This window comes from Sphingomonas sp. PAMC 26621, assembly GCF_000251145.1.
In the GTDB taxonomy this organism is placed as follows: Bacteria; Pseudomonadota; Alphaproteobacteria; order Sphingomonadales; family Sphingomonadaceae; genus Sphingomonas.
Genome location: NZ_AIDW01000026.1, coordinates 20,380 through 38,055, shown reverse-complemented (window position 1 = coordinate 38,055; position 17,676 = coordinate 20,380). Strand labels below are relative to the sequence as shown.

General features: G+C 69.1%; 14 protein-coding genes. 10 read left to right on the top strand and 4 right to left on the bottom strand.

The window, feature by feature from the left end:
- Positions 1 to 917 (top strand): dihydrolipoamide acetyltransferase family protein (locus RI03_RS15010; RefSeq protein WP_010218281.1); only part of this gene is annotated, 917 nt, incomplete at its 5' end.
- A gap of 157 nt (positions 918 to 1,074) precedes the next feature.
- Here RI03_RS15010 and RI03_RS15005 read toward each other — a convergent pair.
- Positions 1,075 to 1,860 (bottom strand): SDR family NAD(P)-dependent oxidoreductase, encoded by a 786-nt coding sequence (locus RI03_RS15005; protein ID WP_010218279.1) that lies wholly within the window; start codon positions 1,858 to 1,860, stop codon positions 1,075 to 1,077.
- A gap of 80 nt (positions 1,861 to 1,940) precedes the next feature.
- Between RI03_RS15005 and RI03_RS15000 the strand changes: the two genes are divergently transcribed.
- Positions 1,941 to 3,140, top strand: a complete 1,200-nt coding sequence (locus RI03_RS15000) for a bifunctional alpha/beta hydrolase/OsmC family protein (protein WP_010218276.1) — start codon at positions 1,941 to 1,943, stop codon at positions 3,138 to 3,140.
- An 84-nt stretch (positions 3,141 to 3,224) separates the two neighbouring features.
- Here RI03_RS15000 and RI03_RS14995 read toward each other — a convergent pair whose 3' ends face one another.
- A complete protein-coding gene (locus RI03_RS14995; RefSeq protein ID WP_010218274.1) occupies positions 3,225 to 4,421 on the bottom strand; it encodes an acetyl-CoA C-acyltransferase in 1,197 nt (398 codons plus the stop codon).
- A 332-nt stretch (positions 4,422 to 4,753) separates the two neighbouring features.
- Between RI03_RS14995 and RI03_RS14990 the strand changes: the two genes are divergently transcribed.
- The 8 genes from RI03_RS14990 to RI03_RS14955 all read left to right on the top strand — a co-directional run bounded on the left by RI03_RS14990 (position 4,754) and on the right by RI03_RS14955 (position 11,753).
- On the top strand, positions 4,754 to 5,947 hold the full coding sequence (locus RI03_RS14990) for an NAD(P)/FAD-dependent oxidoreductase (RefSeq protein ID WP_010218273.1): 1,194 nt from the start codon (positions 4,754 to 4,756) through the stop codon (positions 5,945 to 5,947).
- Positions 5,911 to 6,198 (top strand): type II toxin-antitoxin system HicA family toxin, encoded by a 288-nt coding sequence (locus tag RI03_RS14985; RefSeq protein ID WP_010218272.1) that lies wholly within the window; start codon positions 5,911 to 5,913, stop codon positions 6,196 to 6,198. The genes RI03_RS14990 and RI03_RS14985 overlap by 37 nt, the downstream gene beginning before the upstream one ends.
- 10 nt (positions 6,199 to 6,208) lie before the next feature.
- A complete protein-coding gene (locus RI03_RS14980; RefSeq protein ID WP_010218271.1) occupies positions 6,209 to 6,625 on the top strand; it encodes a type II toxin-antitoxin system HicB family antitoxin in 417 nt (138 codons plus the stop codon).
- A gap of 91 nt (positions 6,626 to 6,716) precedes the next feature.
- Positions 6,717 to 8,450 (top strand): DEAD/DEAH box helicase, encoded by a 1,734-nt coding sequence (locus tag RI03_RS14975; protein ID WP_010218270.1) that lies wholly within the window; start codon positions 6,717 to 6,719, stop codon positions 8,448 to 8,450.
- 366 nt (positions 8,451 to 8,816) lie between these two features.
- Positions 8,817 to 9,242, top strand: coding sequence for an ACT domain-containing protein (locus RI03_RS14970; protein WP_037515391.1), 426 nt, complete (start codon positions 8,817 to 8,819; stop codon positions 9,240 to 9,242).
- A 389-nt stretch (positions 9,243 to 9,631) separates the two neighbouring features.
- Positions 9,632 to 9,874, top strand: coding sequence for a hypothetical protein (locus RI03_RS14965; RefSeq protein WP_010218265.1), 243 nt, complete (start codon positions 9,632 to 9,634; stop codon positions 9,872 to 9,874).
- Positions 9,875 to 9,927: 53 nt separating this feature from the next.
- A complete protein-coding gene (gene hisC / locus RI03_RS14960) occupies positions 9,928 to 11,022 on the top strand; it encodes a histidinol-phosphate transaminase (protein ID WP_010218262.1) in 1,095 nt (364 codons plus the stop codon).
- Between the two features lie 23 nt (positions 11,023 to 11,045).
- Positions 11,046 to 11,753, top strand: coding sequence for a haloacid dehalogenase type II (locus RI03_RS14955; protein ID WP_010218261.1), 708 nt, complete (start codon positions 11,046 to 11,048; stop codon positions 11,751 to 11,753).
- Positions 11,754 to 11,969: 216 nt separating this feature from the next.
- Here RI03_RS14955 and RI03_RS14950 read toward each other — a convergent pair whose 3' ends face one another.
- Positions 11,970 to 12,560 (bottom strand): PilZ domain-containing protein, encoded by a 591-nt coding sequence (locus tag RI03_RS14950; protein WP_238542396.1) that lies wholly within the window; start codon positions 12,558 to 12,560, stop codon positions 11,970 to 11,972.
- A 47-nt stretch (positions 12,561 to 12,607) separates the two neighbouring features.
- Positions 12,608 to 17,554 (bottom strand): DUF11 domain-containing protein, encoded by a 4,947-nt coding sequence (locus RI03_RS14945; protein ID WP_010218259.1) that lies wholly within the window; start codon positions 17,552 to 17,554, stop codon positions 12,608 to 12,610.
- Positions 17,555 to 17,676 lie beyond the last annotated feature (122 nt).

Below are 17,676 nucleotides of genomic sequence, written 5' to 3'. Positions count from 1 at the left end.
CGCCCGATACTGCCCCTCTCCCCGACCCTCTCCCCGCAAGCGGGGAGAGGGAGAAGAAGGCCGTCCTCGCGTCCCCCGCGGTCCGCGCGCGTGCGGCGGACCTTGGCGTCGACTTGTCGCAAATCAAGGCCGAGGGCGACCGCATCCGCCACAGCGATCTCGACGCATTCCTCCGCTACGGCAGCGGCCAGGGCTACCACGCCCCGCACGCCTCGAACGCGCGCGCGGACGAGGCGATCAAGGTCATCGGCATGCGCCGCCGCATCGCCGAGAACATGGCCGCGTCGAAGCGCGCGATTCCGCACTTCACCTATGTCGACGAAATCGACGTCACCGCGCTGGAGGCGATGCGCGCCGACCTCAACGCCAACCGTGGCGGCCGCCCCAAGCTGACGCTGCTCCCGCTGCTGATCGTCGCGATCTGCAAGACGATCCCGGCCTTCCCGATGCTCAACGCGCGCTACGACGACGAGGCGGGCGTGGTGACTCGGCACGGCAGCGTCCACATGGGCATGGCGACGCAGACCGACGCGGGCCTCACCGTCCCCGTCATCCGCGACGCGCAGGACCGCAACGTGTGGCAGCTCGCGACCGAGATCGTGCGCCTTGCCGAAGCCGCCCGCGCGAACAAGCTCGCGCCGAACGAGATGGGCGGCGGCACGCTGACCGTCACCTCGCTCGGCCCGCTCGGCGGGATCGCGACGACGCCGGTCATCAACCGCCCCGAAGTCGCGATCATCGGGCCGAACAAGATCGTCGAACGGCCCATATTTGTCGGCGATGAGATCGTGCGTGCGAAGCTGATGAACCTGTCGATCAGCTGCGATCACCGCGTGGTCGACGGCTGGGATGCCGCGAGCTTCGTCCAGGCGCTGCGCAAGTATCTGGAAACGCCGGTCCTGCTTTTTGCGAACTGAACGGCGGGCGGGGCAGGGCACAGGGGCGCGATGCCCTCGCCACATCCCGTCATCCCCGCGGAGGCGGGGATCCATTAGCCGGACGCGGGGAAGGAAACCCGCGGACAGCCAGTATGGATTCCCGCCTCCGCGGGAATGACGGAGGGGGCATCCGCCGCTACTTCCCCCGCGTCTTCTGCAACGACCCCGCCATCGATCGCGCCACCCCGCGCGGCGTGAAGCGGATCGCGCCCGCCATCACGCTGTTGAGCAGCCCCGAAACCGCGACCGCGCGGTTCGCCTCGAGCGCGCGCAGCCCGTCGCGGACCACCGCGTCGGGCTCGGTCGCGAAACGCTTGAACAGTTCGCTGTCCCCCATGTCCGCGACCTCGGCGAATTCGGTCCGCGTCGGCCCGGGGCACAGGGCCGACACGCGCACGCCGCCCGCCTTCACTTCCTCGTGCAATCCTTCCGAAAAGCTCAGCACGAACGCCTTGGTCGCATAATAGACGCTCATCCACGGCCCCGGCTGGAAGGCGGCGGTCGAGGCGACGTTGAGGATCGCGCCGTCGCGCCGCTGGAGCATCCCCGGCAGCACCGCATGGCACAATTCCACCAGCGCGCGGCAGTTGAGGTCGATCATCCGTGCCTGCATCGCGCCATCGAGCTCGGCGAACGCGCCGCGCGCGCCGTAGCCCGCGTTGTTGATCAGCGTGGTGACCGCCAGCCCGCGCCGCGCGACTTCGGCGATCAGCGCGGCGGGCGCGCCCGGCGCGGCGAGATCGCTCGCGATGACGTCGGCGGCGACCTGATGGTCGACCCGGATCCGCTGCGCGAGCGCCTCGAGCCGGTCGGTACGGCGCGCCACCAGGATCACGTTCTCCCCCGTCGCCGCCACCGCGAGCGCGAAGCGTTCGCCAAGGCCGGCGGACGCGCCGGTGATCAACGTCGTGCCGTGCGCCATGCGATTTCCCCCGATGTGTCCGCGCATGGTAGAGCGCGCGCCGGGTGCGGGCAATCGTCCCGCCGGCACGGAGACAGACGATGAAGCGCGAGGTTCGGTTCCCCAATGCGGAAGGCGTGATGCTGGCGGGATCGCTCGAGCGCCCGCCCGGCCGGGTGCGCGCGGTCGCGCTGTTCGCGCATTGCTTCACCTGCACCGCGCAGAGCCATGCCGCGCGCCGCGTCAGCCTCGCGCTCGCCGAACAGGGGATCGCGACGCTGCGGTTCGATTTCACGGGACTGGGCGCGAGCGAGGGCGCGTTCGCCGACAGCCACTTCAGCGCGAACGTCGCGGATCTGGTCGCGGCGGCGGATTTCCTCGCGGGCGACATCGGCGCGCCCGACATCCTGATCGGCCATTCGCTCGGCGGCGCGGCGGTGATCGCGGCGGCGGAGCATATCCCGGCGGCGCGCGCGGTGGTGACGATCGCCGCACCGTTCGATCCGCGCCACGTGCTGCATCTCATCAAGGGGGCGGACGACCTCGCCGACGAACCGCGCGAGGTGTCGATCGGCGGGCGTCCGTTCCGGATCGGGCGCGAGTTCCTCGCCTCGGTCGAGGGACAGGATCAGGCGAACCGGCTCGCGCATTTGAAGCGCGCGCTGCTCGTGCTGCATTCGGCGACCGACGCGACCGTTGGGGTGGAGAATGCGCGCGCGATCTTCGAGGCGGCGAAACACCCCAAGAGCTTCGTCGCGCTCGATGGCGCGGACCATCTGCTGACCGATCCCGCGCAGGCGAGCTACGCCGCGCAGCTCATCGCCGCCTGGGTCCAGCCGTTCCTCGGCGCGGCGATGCCGGTGGGGGAGGTGCCTGAGGGCCATGTCCGCGTGAGCTCGACCGAGGCGAAATTCGTCCAGATCGTCGAATCGGCGGGGCACAGCTTCCTTGCGGACGAGCCGCTCAGGATGGGCGGGAGCGATCTCGGGCCGACGCCGTACGACCTGCTGCTCGCCGCGCTCGGCACGTGCACCGCGATGACGCTCCGGCTGGTCGCGGCGAACGAGGGGATCCCGCTCGACGGTGTCGCGGTGACGTTGCACCACCGCCGCCATCACGCCGACGATTGCGCCGCGGCGGCGGGCGGGCGGCCGCAGATCGAGGTGCTCGAGCGGGTGGTGACGCTGCAGGGCGCGCTGACCGACGCACAGCGCGCACGGATGCTGGTGATCGCGGACAAATGCCCGGTCCATCGCACGCTCGCGGGCGACCCGCGGATCGAGACGCGACTGGCGGAGTGAGGGTAACCTTGGCCGGGATGTAGCGACCATGCGCGGCGATACATCGAGACCGTCAGAGGGAGTGCTTTCCCCAAACAGATCCCGCTACACGATCTCGAACAACCCCGCCGCGCCCATCCCGCCCGCGGTGCACATCGACACCACGACCCAGCGCACCCCGCGCTTGCGTCCCTCGATCAGCGCATGGCCGACGAGCCGCGACCCGGTCATCCCGAACGGATGACCGATCGCGATCGCGCCGCCGTTGACGTTATACTTTTCCGGATCGATCCCGAGCGTGTCGCGGCAATAGAGGCATTGCGACGCGAACGCCTCGTTGAGTTCCCACAGCCCGATATCCGCGACGCTCAGCCCGGCGCGCGCGAGCAGCTTGGGGATCGCGAAGACGGGGCCGATCCCCATCTCGTCGGGCGCGCACCCCGCCGCCTGGAACCCGCGGTACAGCCCGAGCACGTCCCGCCCTTCCGCCTTCGCCGTGGCGTGATCCATCACGATCTGCGCCGATGCGCCGTCCGACAGCTGACTCGCGTTGCCCGCGGTGATCGTCTCGCCCGGGCCGGTGAACTCGCCCCCCGGCCACACCGTCTTGAGTCCGGACAGCGCCTCCAGCGTCGTTCCCGGGCGAATCCCCTCGTCCTGCGCGAGCGTGACGGTCTCGCTCCCGGTGCGGGTGCCCGCCTTGTCGAACAGCGCCTTCTCGACCGTGATCGGCGCGATCTCCTCGACGAACGCGCCCGTCTCGAGCCCCCGCGCGGCGCGCTGCTGGCTCTGCGCCCCATAGGCGTCCTGCGCGGCGCGGGTGATGCCATAACGCTGCGCCACGATCTCGGCGGTCTCGATCATCGGGATATAGGCGGCTGGCTCGCGGTCGGTGACCGAGCTGTTGACGAAACGCGGCGCGTCCTTGGTGACGGTCAGGCTCACCGATTCCATCCCGCCCGCGAGCGCGACGTCGATCTCGTCGCACAGGATCGACCGCGCGGCGAGCGCGATCGCGGTCAGCCCCGAGCCGCATTTGCGATCGAGCGTAAAGGCGGGGACGGTCTGCGGCAGTCCCGCGGCGAAGGTCGCCATCCGCCCCGCATTGCCGCCCTGGCTGCCCCATTGGTTGCCGACACCCCAGAAGATCTCGTCGATCCGCGCGGGGTCGATTCCGGCACGCTCGACCGCGGCGTTCATCACGTGGGCGGCGAGCACCGGGGCCTCGGTCACGTTGAACGCCCCGCGATACGCCTTGCCGATCGGCGTCCGGGCGGTGGAAACGATCGCGGCTTCACGCATGACGGGGGACCTTTCGAGGATCGGGTATGGTGGGGTTGTAGAGGGGGATCGTTGGCGACGTAAAGCCTTTGCGTTCGTTTGGGGGGCGTTTTGGCGGCGGCGGTCTGCAGGCCGGGGGCAGGGGCGGGGGGCGGCCTTTTCCTACCAAGCGTCACCCTGAACTTGTTTCAGGGTCCACCGCGCCCCGAGTCCGGTCCGTGCTGCCTGCACGGTGGATGCTGAAACGAGTTCAGCATGACGGCGGTGGGATGGTGCGGGTGCAGATGGGCGCGGGCGCTCGGAAGCCATGCACCGGGTTCTGTTTGCCGCCCGCTGGCTCTATGGCAGCCCACATGACCTCACTCCAAACCTATGATGCCATAATCCTCGGCGCCGGCGCGGCCGGGCTGATGACCGCCGCGATCGCGGGCCAGCGCGGGCGGCGCGTGCTGTTGATCGATCATGCCGACCAGATCGGCAAAAAGATCCTGATCTCGGGTGGCGGGCGGTGCAATTTCACGAACGTCAACACCGCGCCCGACCGCTACATCTCCGCCAACCGGCATTTCGCCAAGTCCGCGCTCGGGCGCTACACCGCCGCCGATTTCATCGCGCTGGTCGATCGCCACGGGATCGGGTGGCACGAGAAGACGCTCGGGCAATTGTTCTGTGATGGCTCGGCCAAGCAGATCGTCGCGATGCTCCAGGACGAATGCGATGCGGCGCGGGACGGGGGCGCGGTCGAGATCGCGCTCGGCGGCGCGGTGCGGGATGTCGAGCATGCGGATGGGCAGTATCGCGTCAGTGTCGGCGCACGCACGGCGACCGCGCCTGCGCTGGTGATCGCCACCGGCGGCCCGTCGATCCCACAGATGGGCGCGACCGGCTTCGCCTACGATCTCGGCCGCCGCTTCGGGATGAAGATCGTCGAGCCGCGCCCCGCGCTCGTGCCACTCACGCTCGGCGGCGAGGAAACGCTGTTCCGCTCGCTCTCGGGAGTCGCCGCCGAAGTGGTCGCCAAGGTCGGCAAGACGCATTTCCGCGAGGCGGCCTTGTTCACGCACAAGGGGCTGAGCGGCCCGGCGATCCTGCAGGTCTCGTCCTATTGGCGGCACGGCGAGCCGGTCGGGATCGACTTCCTCCCCGCGCTCAAGCCCGGCTGGCTGGTCGCGGCGAAACATGCGCGCCCGCGCGTGTCGCTGGCGTCGGCCTTGTCGAACCACTTGCCCGGGCGGCTGGCGGAGACGCTCGCGGACCGGCTCGGGGTCGAGGGCGAGATGGGGGCGTCGACCGACAAGGCGATCGACGCGGCCGCGCGACAACTCGCGGACTGGCGCTTCACGCCGAATGGCACCGAGGGGTTCGCCAAGGCCGAGGTGACGGCTGGCGGGATTTCCACGGCGGAACTGTCCTCGCAGACGATGGAGTCGCGCAAGGTGCCGGGGTTGTATGCGATCGGCGAGGCGGTCGACGTGACCGGGTGGCTTGGCGGGTATAATTTCCAGTGGGCGTGGGCGAGCGGCTGGGCGGCGGGGATGGCGGTCTAGGCCTGGCGCTGCCGCGCGGCGAGACCGCCAAAACGTTTGCTCCCAACACCTCGATGTGTATGATGCGCACGATGAAAAGCGCCGATCTCATTCGTGAGTTGATGTCGGCGGGATGGATGCTCGATCGCGTGCGCGGATCGCACCACGTGTTCACCCATCCGGATCGCGGCGGCCATATTGTCGTACCGCACCCCAAGAAAGATCTGGGGGCGGGACTGGTCGCGGCGATCCGCAAGCAGGCGAAGATCTGAGGAGGCTCCCGTGCGCTACCCCATCGCGATCGAACCCGGCACCGAAACCACCGCATTCGGCGTGGTGGTGCCAGACCTCCCCGGCTGTTTCTCCGCCGGGGATACGTTGGACGAGGCGCTGCGTGGGGCCGAAGAAGCCGCTGCCGCCTGGATCGACGCGGCCCTCGATTCCGGCAGCGGCATACCCCTGGCGCGAAGCCTGGATACGGTGCGGCTTGACCCGGCCTTTGCCGGATGGGGTTTCGGCGTGATCACCCTCGACCCGGCGCTGTTCGAGGACACGATCGAGCGCGTCAACGTAACCCTGCCGCGACGCGTGCTGAAGCGGCTCGATGCGATGGCGCGGGCGGCGGGAGTAAGCCGGTCGAGCTACATCGCGCAGATGACGCTCGACCCGTCGCAATGGGATGCGGAACGCGCGGCTTAGTCGTTTTCCACACCCCCCGTGCATTTTCCGCACACCCGTGCTAGGGGCCTGATTTGGCGCGCGCCCCCGCCGCCCCCATATTCGGAATACCATGCCCTTTACACACCTCCCCACGCTTCTTGCCGAAGCGCTCTCCGCCCGTGGCTATGCCGCGCCGACCCCCGTCCAGGCCTCGGTCATCGAACCGCAGGCGGAAGGCCGCGATCTGATCGTGTCCGCGCAGACCGGGTCGGGCAAGACCGTCGCGTTCGGCCTCGCGATCGCCCCCCAGTTGCTCACCGAGGACGAAGGCCGCCTCCCGCCGCCGCGCGCGCCGCTGGCGCTCGCGATCGCGCCGACGCGCGAACTCGCGCTCCAGGTCAGCCGCGAGCTCGAATGGCTCTACGCCAAGGCCGGCGCGCGCATCTCGACCTGCGTCGGCGGGATGGACGCCAGCCGTGAGCGTCGTTCGCTTAGCCACGGCGCGCATATTGTCGTCGGCACGCCGGGTCGTCTGCGTGATCACATCGAGCGCGGCGCGCTCGACCTGTCCAACCTCAAGGCGGTCATCCTCGACGAAGCCGACGAGATGCTCGACATGGGCTTCCGCGAGGATCTCGAGTTGATCCTCGACGCCTCGCCCGAGGGGCGACGCACGCTGATGTTCTCGGCGACGATGCCCAAGTCGATCGTCGCGCTGGCGAAGCGTTACCAGAAGGATGCGCTGCGCATCTCGACCGTCGGCGAGGACCGTGGCCACGGCGACATCAGCTACCAGGCGGTCACCGTCGCGCCGGCGGATATCGAGAACGCCGTCGTCAACCTGCTGCGTCTCCACGAAGCCGAGACCGCGATCCTGTTCTGCGCGACGCGCGACAATGTCCGCCATCTCCACGCCGGGCTGATCGAGCGCGGGTTCGCCGCGGTCGCGCTGTCGGGCGAGCATAGCCAGAACGAGCGCAACAGCGCGATGCAGGCGCTCCGCGACAAGCGCGCACGCGTCTGCGTCGCGACCGACGTCGCCGCGCGCGGGCTCGATCTGCCGTCGCTCAGCCTCGTCATCCACGTCGAGCTGCCGCGCGACGCCGAGACGCTCCAGCATCGCTCGGGCCGGACCGGTCGTGCGGGCAAGAAGGGCACCGCGATCCTGATCGTGCCGTATCAGCGCAAGCGCCGCGTCGAGATGATGCTGCGCGGTGCGCGGATCGCGGTCGAGTGGATGAACGCGCCGACCGTCGACGACATCCGCAAGGCCGACAAGTCGCGGCTGATGACGATGCTGATGGAAGACGTCGAGATCGACGAGGACGATCGCGCCTTGGGTGCGCAGCTGCTCGAGAAGAAGAGCCCCGAGGATATCGCAGCCGCGCTGGTCCGCAGCTATCGCGCGCGGATGCCCGCGCCCGAGGAGATGATCGAGGCGAGCGGTTCGGGTGCCGGTGGCGCGTCGCGTGAAGCGGGCAAGGAGCATCACCGCGACGGCTTCGACGACGTGGTGTGGTTCCGCATGGACATCGGCCGCCGCCAGAACGCCGATCCGCGCTGGATCCTGCCGCTGATCTGCCGTCGCGGGCACATCACCAAGAACGAGGTCGGTGCGATCCGCATCGCCGCGAACGAGACGATGTTCCAGGTGCCGAGCGCGATCGCGAGCAAGTTCATGTCCGCGGTCAAGCGTACCGAAGGCCAGGAAGCCGAAGGCGCGGTCCAGTTCGAGGCGGTCCAGGGCGGCCCCGAACAGGCCGAACGCGCACCGCGTCGCGCGAACGGCCCCGCGCCGGTCCGCCACGCCCCGCGCCCGACGCTGCGTCCGGCGGGTGGTGCGACGCGGCGTCCGCGCTCGTAAACTCGCTTCTCTCTAAAGAACTTCCCCGGCGGAGGCCGGGGTCCAGTAGCGAAGGTCGTTGTAACGGAGCGCAGCACGCGCCAATCAACCGCCCGCGACTGGGCCCCGGCCGTCGCCGGGGAAGCAATTTCGCGACACCATCGGCACACCCCGGCTTTCCCGTTTGTCGTTCACGATCAGGCCCGTTTGTCGTTCCCGATCAGGAATGTCGGATTCTGCTTCCTCGCAGCGAGGCTAGGCGGCGCGCGCTGCCGAGGATATGACGACGACATGAATTGCGCTTTTACCAACGAGCATCGAATTAGCCGCCCAGCCTGATCCGTCAGGCTGGGTCATGATCGGCTAATTCTGGTGTTCAGGTGATGGATGACGCAAAATTTGGTGCGCGAGCGGCAAGCCATGCTCGCAGGTATGAAGCCTGTCCTCAAAGAGGGCGCTTACTTTTTCTGTACAACCAATGACGGAACCATTGCAGCCGCACTATTGCGTTGCAGTGTGGCAATCTTTCGGGAGGACGAAGGCGTTGCAATAGTTCTCATCGAGGACGATGCTCGCCAACACGGCTTCGACTTATCCATGCCGATGCGCCGGATCGTGTTGGAGGTGTATTCTGCGCTCGACGGCGTCGGCCTGACAGCCGGCGTCGCAACGGCGCTCGCGGATAATGGCATCCCCTGCAACATGATCGCAGCCTATCATCACGATAATGTGTTTGTCCCCGCGTCGATGGCGGAGCGAGCAATCCGTATTCTCCAAGATGTCCAGCGCGAGGCTGCATCCGCCGAACGCTAGAAAGCTACTCGGCTCGCGCTCGATCCGACGGCGAGCGGATCACGGCGGTTCGGGATGCGCCACGCGCAACGCTGCGTCCAGCCGGCGGAGCTAAACGACGTCCGAGTTCTTGAGATCGCTTCTCTCCAAAAAGCCCTTCCCCGGCGGAGGCCGGGGCCCAGTAGCGAAGGTCGTTGTAACGGAGCGCAGCACGCGCCAATCAACCGCCCGCGACTGGGCCCCGGCCTTCGCCGGGGAAACACTCCGCGAAGCGAGGGGATCGGGCGACCTCAGCGCCGGATCGATCGCGCGGCCGGTTAATCCCCCGCCGGTAGCAACCACCGCCTCGCTGGCGTGTTGAGCCTCCGCACGCCGGTTCACCCCGGCCCCGAATTGCAAGCGAGGCGAAAATGGTTTCATCGAACGAACTGACGACGGCCCTGGATGCGGCGCTCGTCACGGCCCGGGCGGAATATCGGAACGCCGTGGTCGACCTCGCCACGCGCGAAGCCGCCAAGCACGCGTCGTCCGACCGCGAACCCGCGGACGTCGAGCAGATCCATCACGCGCGCACTCGGGTGATCGCGCTCGATGCTGCGCGGGACGAGCTGTCGCAGATGATCGAGGAAGGCGCGCCCCTCGGCGGCGCGTGACGCCGGTGCCCAAACCCTTTCCATCCCGCGCGCCAAACGCTAACGCGCGTCCCATGAACGCACCGCTTCCCAAGGCCTGGGTCATGGCCATCGCTCCCTATGTCCCAGGTCGCTCGACCACGGATGGCGATGCCCCCGTGATCAAGCTGTCGTCGAACGAGAACCCGCTCGGCACCAGCGCGCAGGCGGTTGCCGCCTTCTCGCGCCATGCGGGCGACCTTGCGCGCTATCCCGATGCGGGCGCAGTCGCGCTGCGTGAGGCGATCGCGGCGCATCACGATCTCGATCCCGCGCGCGTCATCTACGGCACCGGGTCGGACGAAGTGCTCCACCTGATCGCGGGGGCCTATGCCGGCCCGGGCGACGAGGTGATCCAGGTCCGCTACGGCTTCGCGGTCTATGAGATCGCGACCCGCCGCGTCGGCGCGACGCTCGTCACCGCCGACGACAGGGACCATGCCACCGACGTCGACGCGATCCTCGCCTGCGTCACCGACCGGACGCGTGTCGTGTTCGTCGCCAACCCCAACAACCCGACCGGCACCTTCGCACGCAAGGATGAGATCGCGCGGCTGCACGCCAGCCTGCCGAAGCACGTCATGCTCGTGCTCGACCAGGCCTATGCCGAATATCTCGCTCCCGAGGATGACGATGGCGGACTCGAGCTGGCGCGCACCCAGCCGAACGTGATCGTCACGCGCACCTTCTCCAAGATCCACGGGCTCGCCGCCGAGCGGATCGGCTGGGGTTATGGCTCGGAAGAGGCAATTGCCGCGATGCACCGCATCCGCGCGCCGTTCTGCTGCACCACCGCGGGGCAGGAGGCGGCGATCGCTGCGCTCGGCGCGGCGGATTTCATCGCCCAGTCGCGCGAGCACAACCGCGTGTGGCGCGCGTGGTTCGCGGACGAGATGGCGAAGCTCGGCAACGCGGGCCTCCGCCCCGTGGCGAGCGAAGCGAACTTCGTGCTCGTCCTGTTCGAAGGCAGCGTCACCGCCGAGACCGCGTACAAGGCATTGCTCGAACGCGCCTATATCGTGCGCTGGCTGCCGGGGCAGGGGCTCGCCAACGGGCTCCGCATGACGATCGGCACCGAGACCGAGACGCGCGGACTTGCCGCCGCGTTGCGCGAGATCGTCGCGGGGTGATCCGCGCGCCCCGGATACGGGCCTTGGCCTTCGACGTGTTCGGGACCGTCGTCGACTGGCGGACGAGCATCGCGCGCGAGGCGAGCGCGTTCTTCGCGGCGGCGGGCGTGACGGGGATCGACCCGCACGATTTTGCCGACGCGTGGCGCGGGCTGTATCAGCCGGCGATGGAAGAATGCCGCTCCGGCCGGCGGCCGTACACGCGGCTCGACGTGCTCAACCACGAGACGCTCGATACCTTGTTGGCGAAGCATGGCGTCGTTGCCGATCCCGAGCACGTCGCCGACCTCACACTGGCGTGGCGGCGGCTCGATCCGTGGCCGGATTCGGTCGCGGGGCTGACGCGGTTGAAGGCGCGCTTCCCGATCGTCACGCTGTCGAACGGCAACGTCGCGCTGATGCTTCACCTCGCGCGGTTCGGCGGCTTGCCGTGGGACGCGATCCTCGGCGCGGAGGCGACCGGTATCTACAAGCCGCTGCCCCAGGCCTATCTCGGGACCGCCGACATCCTCGGCATCGCGCCCGAGGAACTGTGCCTGGTCGCGGCGCATCACAGCGATCTCGCGGCGGCGCGCGCGTGCGGGTTGCGGACCGCTTATGTCGACCGGCCGGACGAACTCGGCGGCGCGCCAAAGCCCGATCGCGCGGCGGCGCAGGAGTGGGACTATACGGCAGGCTCGTTGACCGAACTCGCCGACCTGCTGGACGCTGGCGCGCGCGCGGACTTCTAGCCGAGGTCACCGTAACCCGTCCGGCATGACGGAGGTCTTGCATCGCGACTGCGCGCGCTTGCTCCCGAACGCGCCGTCACCCTGAACGTGTTTCAGGGTCCACCGTGGCCCAACGGCTGGCCGGGCAGGTGGAGAGGTGGATGCTGAAACGAGTTCAGCATGACGGAGTTTTGTATAGCGGCTGTGCGCCCTTACGCCGACACGCCGTCACCCCGCTCAGGTCAAGATCTGCATCAATGTCGGCAAGTCGAGGATCGGCGCGAACTTGAATCCGATGTCGCCGTCGCGCGTCCAGCGCACGAACCCCGCGCGCGGCGGGATGCCGTCGAGGATCAGGCACCCCGGCGTATCCGGGCGTATCAACCCCGCGCCGCGCAACCGCGCCCCACCCGCGCTGAGATCGACCAGCTCGACCGCGACCAGCGACCCCGCAACGCGGAATTGCGCCAGCCGGTTGGTCGCGAACCGCGGCGCGCGCGCGCAATAGCCCTGGCGCGTCCCGCGGTCCGACACGGTCGCCAGATCCTGCGGCGAATCGAACGCGAGCCCGACCAGGAACCCGCGGTTCCACACCACCTGCGCTGTGCACGGCCCGAGCCCGCGCATCTCGAACTGGAGCTGCTGGCCGATCATGGGCACTGTCAGCGTCTCGATCTTCGCGCCGCCCACCGACAGATCGCGGACGAAACAGAACATCTCGCACCCGTCGAGGTTGAGCTTGCCCGTCGCGAGCACGCGGCGGTAGCGTTCGTCCTCGCGCCGTTCGGTGATGGTGGCGGGCACGGCGATGGGGGCCATGAAGGTCATCGAGTCTCTCCCAGACGTAAGGTATAAGCTGTGGCCGGCGGCGCGCATCACTTCGCGCCCCCGAAGATCGTGCGGCCGGCGCGGCCGAGCGACCATTGGTCGAACTTGAGCCGGGCGGTGACATAGCCGCCCGAGCGCGTGTAGCGATCCGCCTCGAAATCGCGGTCGCGATACCCCGTGATGTTGTAGCCGACCGAGATCCACACGTTCTGCGCGGGCGACACCCCGGCGGACGGCCCGCCGCTGAACGCGACGCTGCCGCGGTCCCACGCGTGCTGGACTGATCCCTGCACCCCGACGTCGAAACGGCGGCCGAGATCGCGGCGCAGGTCGAATCCGATCACGTCGATGAACCCGGTGTAATCGTCGTCGCCGAAGCTGCCGCGGACCCACTTCGCGCCGTAATAGACCGTCGCTTCGAACCCGTGGCCAGCGCCTTCCGGCTCGGTCCGGTAATTGACCGCGAGGTTGTTGATGAAGCGCAGCGTCGACTGGAAGCCGCCGCCGAATGCGGGGACGCCGATGACATTCCGGTCGGTGATCCCCGCATCCGCACGTTCGTTCCGCGCCTGAAGCCGCTCGAGCAGCGACCAGTGGCTGTCCTGCGGGCGCAGCGCGAGCGCGAGGTCGGCGGTGCCGAACGATGCCTTCGCGCCGCGTGTGTCGGTCAGGTCCGAATAATGCACGCTTGCCGCCAGCGTCCGGCCCTGGCCGAGCGACCGCAGTACGTCGGTGTTGATCGTCCAGCGGTCGCTCTGGTCCGAGCGGCGATATTCGACCCGACCGTTCCACGACCACAGCTCCGCGCGATACCCAGCGCCGAGCGTCGCCGCGACATAATCGCCGTCATTGCCATATTGCCCGGCGATTGGCGTGTTGGCGGTACTCGCGAACGCGTTGACCAGCGCGCCCGTCGGTACCCGCCCGCGCAGCGTGGTGTTCGCGTCGAGCGTCAGGTCGAGCGTCCAGCGCTTGCTCAGCTTGAGCGACTGGTTGAGGCCATATTGCGCATAGGTGCGCTGCCCGTTCTCGCCCCCGGTCGACGCGGTGTTGCCGGCCGGCGTCGTGGCCTGAGTCGCGGCCTGCTGGTTGAGCGTGCTCATCAGCTTCGCGCCCGACCACGGTGCGACGTCGAACCCGACACGCGCGGTGTTGGCGGTGAAGTCGCGACCCTGCGCGATCTCGTATCCGGCGAGCAGGCGCACCCCGTCGCTGACCCGCAGCGCGGCGGTGACTTGCTGGCGCAGCGGGAAATCGACGCTCTCCTTGGCGCCGCCCGGCGCGACCTGCGCCTGCGCGCCGATCGTCAGTCTGCCGCCGAACAGGTCCTGCGTCCCGCCCAGCGTCAGCAACCGCGAGCGGCGCGCCTTGCCGTCGATCCCGGTGTCGTCGGCATAGGTGCCGCCGATGAACAGCGTGCCGCGCGTCCGGCGATATTCGAGCCGGGTCTCGGCGGCGGTGCGCGCGCCCGGGGTGTCGAGCTGGGTCGCGTTCCACGCGGTCAGCGTCAGCGCGAGCTTGTCGAGCAGCGCGACGCGCCCGTCGATCCCAAACTTGCGCGTTCCCGCCTCGACGATGTTCTGCTGGCCGAGCCCGAAGCCGCGATCCTGGCTGCGGCCGTAGGCGAGCAGGTCGATCCGCCGCGTGTGGATCTCACCCTCGGCGAGCCAGGCGCGCCCGGTCGCGAGTCCGAGCTTGCCCCCGGTGGCGACTTCGCCGCGAATCTCGGTGTTGGCGGTCGGCTTGGCCTTGAGATCCAGCCCCGCGACGGTCGCATTCCCGACGCTCTCGTCGCGCAGCACGCTCGCGCCGATCTGTGCGCGGCCCTTGGCGAGGCGCAGTGCGGCGCGGCCGCCGGCGGCGAGCTGGCGGGTGCGGCCTTCGGTCTCGTAATTGACGACGATGAACACCGGGTTGTTGCTCGCATCGCGCCCGAGGATCGGCTCGCGGAAGCGGATCGTGCCGGCGCTCGAGTCGATGTCGTAGTCGATGTGGCGGGTCATCAGCCTGGTCGACAGGATCCGCTCGGGGCGGATGCGGTCGCGCGTCTCGATCCGCAGCTTGTCGCTGTTGGGGACGATGGTGCGCCCCGACAGGCGATACGGGCCGGACAGGCCGTTGCCCTGGATCTCGTCGCGGCCATAGAGCTGGTCGGTATCCGCCGCGAACGCGCTGAACAGGATGCGTTTGCCCTGATATTCGGCCTTCACCCCGTTGAGCGTGCGGCTGTAGCGGGTGAGTTGCGTGTCGGTCAGCCCGGTCTCGAAATCGCCGAGCAGCGCATAGAGGTTGCGGCGTTCCAGCCGGAGGTACAGCTTGCGCTGGGTGGCGGCGTCATAGCCCTGCTGCGAGCCGTCGCCGTACACGGTGTAATAGCGGTCGGGGTCGATCGTGCCGAGCAGCCCGCGCGTGCGGTCGATCGTGCGGTCGCTGTCATAGGCGATCGTCGCGAGCCACGATCCCTTGATCCGCCCCTTGGCATAGAAGGCGATCTGCCCGTCGGTGACGACGCCGTCGCGCATCCCGCGCGGCAGCCGGGTGGTACGCGCTTTGAGCGTATCATAGCCGAGCGTCCCCGACCCGAAGCCGACGATCACCCAGTCCCGCTGCGCGCCCGCGAGCCACGCGCGGATGTCGCTGGTGCGGATCTGCTCCTTTTCGGCCAGCGCGAGCGAGACATGCACCGCGCCCGCCTGCGTCGTCGGCTCGAGCGCGATGAACGCGAGACCGTCGTCGCCGGTGACGCGCGCGGTGGCGGATGCCTTGCCACGGCCTTCGAGCGGGCGGCGTTGCGCCAGTTCGGCGTCGATCGCGGCGGCATAGGGCTGGTCGACCGTGAACGGCACGACCGTCCCGTCGCGGACCGGGCGGCCGTCGTGATCGGTCACGCGCACCGCGATCAGCGGGCGGGTCAGGCCGTCGGCGACGAGGCGGCTCTTGTCCGGCGCATAGACCGCGCGCACCGGCGCGCCCGACGAGTGGACCGTCCGTTCGAGCGTGGTGACGAGCTTGCCATCGGCATCGAGCACGCGCGCGACGATCCGGTTGTCGCCGGCCTTGAGGCCAAGCCCCGACCAGCGCGACACCGCGACGCTCTTGTCGGCCGCGGTCTCGGTCGTGTCGAAGTTGAGCGCCTCCGCCAGCACGCCGTTGACGCTGAGCGCGACCCGCTGGTTCGGCAGATGCTTGACGACGACGCGGGTGACGGGCGCGCGTGGGTTGGTGTCCGCGGTCGGGAACAGGATCGCGGTGCCGGCGGCCTGCCCGCCGAGCCAGTCGCGGTCGCCCGCCGCGATGCTGTCGCTCGCGACCGTGATCGGCAGCGCGTTGGCGGCGGCGGCCTTCACACCGGTCGGGCGGAGCTGGAAGTCGACTCGCTTGAGCACCCCGCCCTGCGCCTCGACGAAGCGCGAGATCGCGCTGCCCGCGGTGCGCGTGTCGCTGTCGCACGCGACCGGCTGGTGCGAGGCGGGGAGGCTGTTGGTGTCGAGCTGGACGACGTGGCGGCCCGGGCGGATGCCCTCGACGTGATAGTATCCGTCCTTGTCGGTGACGACGAAGGTGCCGTCCTCGAGCAGCAGGCGAATCCCGCGAATGCCGATCCGCCCGCTGTCGGGGTCGCCGCAGCCGCCCTCGGTCACGCGCCCGATCAGCGTGAAGCCGCTGGTGAACAGCAGCGGCGTGATCCGCACCGACGCCGCCGCCTCGTTGCTGGTGGCACCCGCGCTGCCCGCCGCAAGCACGCGGTTGAGCGCCTCGCCGGTCGGCGCGCCCGGCGCGACCGAGACGACGTAGCGGATGTCGACGCGCTGCCCCGGCGCGATCGGCGGGACCGCGAAATCGAGCGTCCGGCTGTCCGCTGCGGGCACCGCCTCGGCCGCCCCCCGCGTCGAGCCGCGTTCGTAGCGCAGCCCCGTCGGCAGGATGTCGGTCAGGTGGATGTTGCGCGCGGAATCGGTCCCGCGATTGGTCACGCTCACCAGATATTGCACGAAATCGCCCGGCGACGCCTCGCGTACCGACGCGGTCTTGGCGATCAGCAGCGCGCTCGCGCCCGCACGGTCGAGCGGAATGTCCGAATAGAACGGGTTGGGCGTGTCGATCGTGAAGCGTTTGCCGAACGACGCGTCGTTGAGGATGAAGGGGACCCCGGTCGGATCGCGCAGCGCGGTCAGCTCCGCGAGCGATTTCGTGCTCGGCGCGGTATAGGCACCGGGCGGGACGATGCGCAGGTGGTAGGTGCCGGGCGCGACGAACGGGAAGCGGTAATTGCCCTGCGTGAACGTGTAATTCCGCCCGCTCGCATCGGTCGCCTGCGTCCCGCTGACGACGGTCGACGGATAGCGGCTGGTGCCATCGTCGCCGAACACGACCGCGGGCTGGTCCGCGTCGTCGAGCAGCGAGACGGTCGCGCCGTCGATCAGCGCGCCGGTGCCCGAATCGAACACATAGCCCGCCGGGTCGACCAGGATCGACGCGGACGACGCGAGGCTGAAGTCGTCCTCCTGGAACGACAGCGTGAAATTGGCACCGCGCCCGCGCGTCACGTCGCATGGCGCGATCTCCGGGGTGCCACCGCCCTTTTCGGGAACGCCGCCCGCGAATACGCCCGTGTCCGGCCCCGTCTCGAGCAGCTCGATCGAGCCGGTCGTGGTCGGCGTCGTCACCGTGATCCGCGAGATCTCGCGTGCGTTGGGGTCGCGATTGCCCCCCGCATTGTCGAGCACGAGGATCAGCGGCGCGCCGACGTCGATCGCCGCGAGCTTGGGGGCGGTGGCAAGCGTCGCGGCGTCGATCGGCGCGGGGGTGAATTTCTGCGGCGACGTCTCGCATTTCAGTCCGGTCAACTGATACCCGACGGGCAGCAGGCGGAAACTGAGCGTGGTCGGGCGCTTGGTGCGGTTGACGTCGAGCGTCACGCTGTTCGACGAAATCGATTGTCGGCCGCTCGAGGCGTCGAAGCCGAGCGTTGCCGTATTCGCGATCCGCGTCACATCGGCCGCTATCCCCGGGGAAGCGTTCCCGGAGACGACGGCGGCTAGCCCGAGGAGGGCGCCGAAATGCGCGATATGCCTGGATCTGGACATGGCGGGGCGTTCTCCGGCGCGCGGGTTTC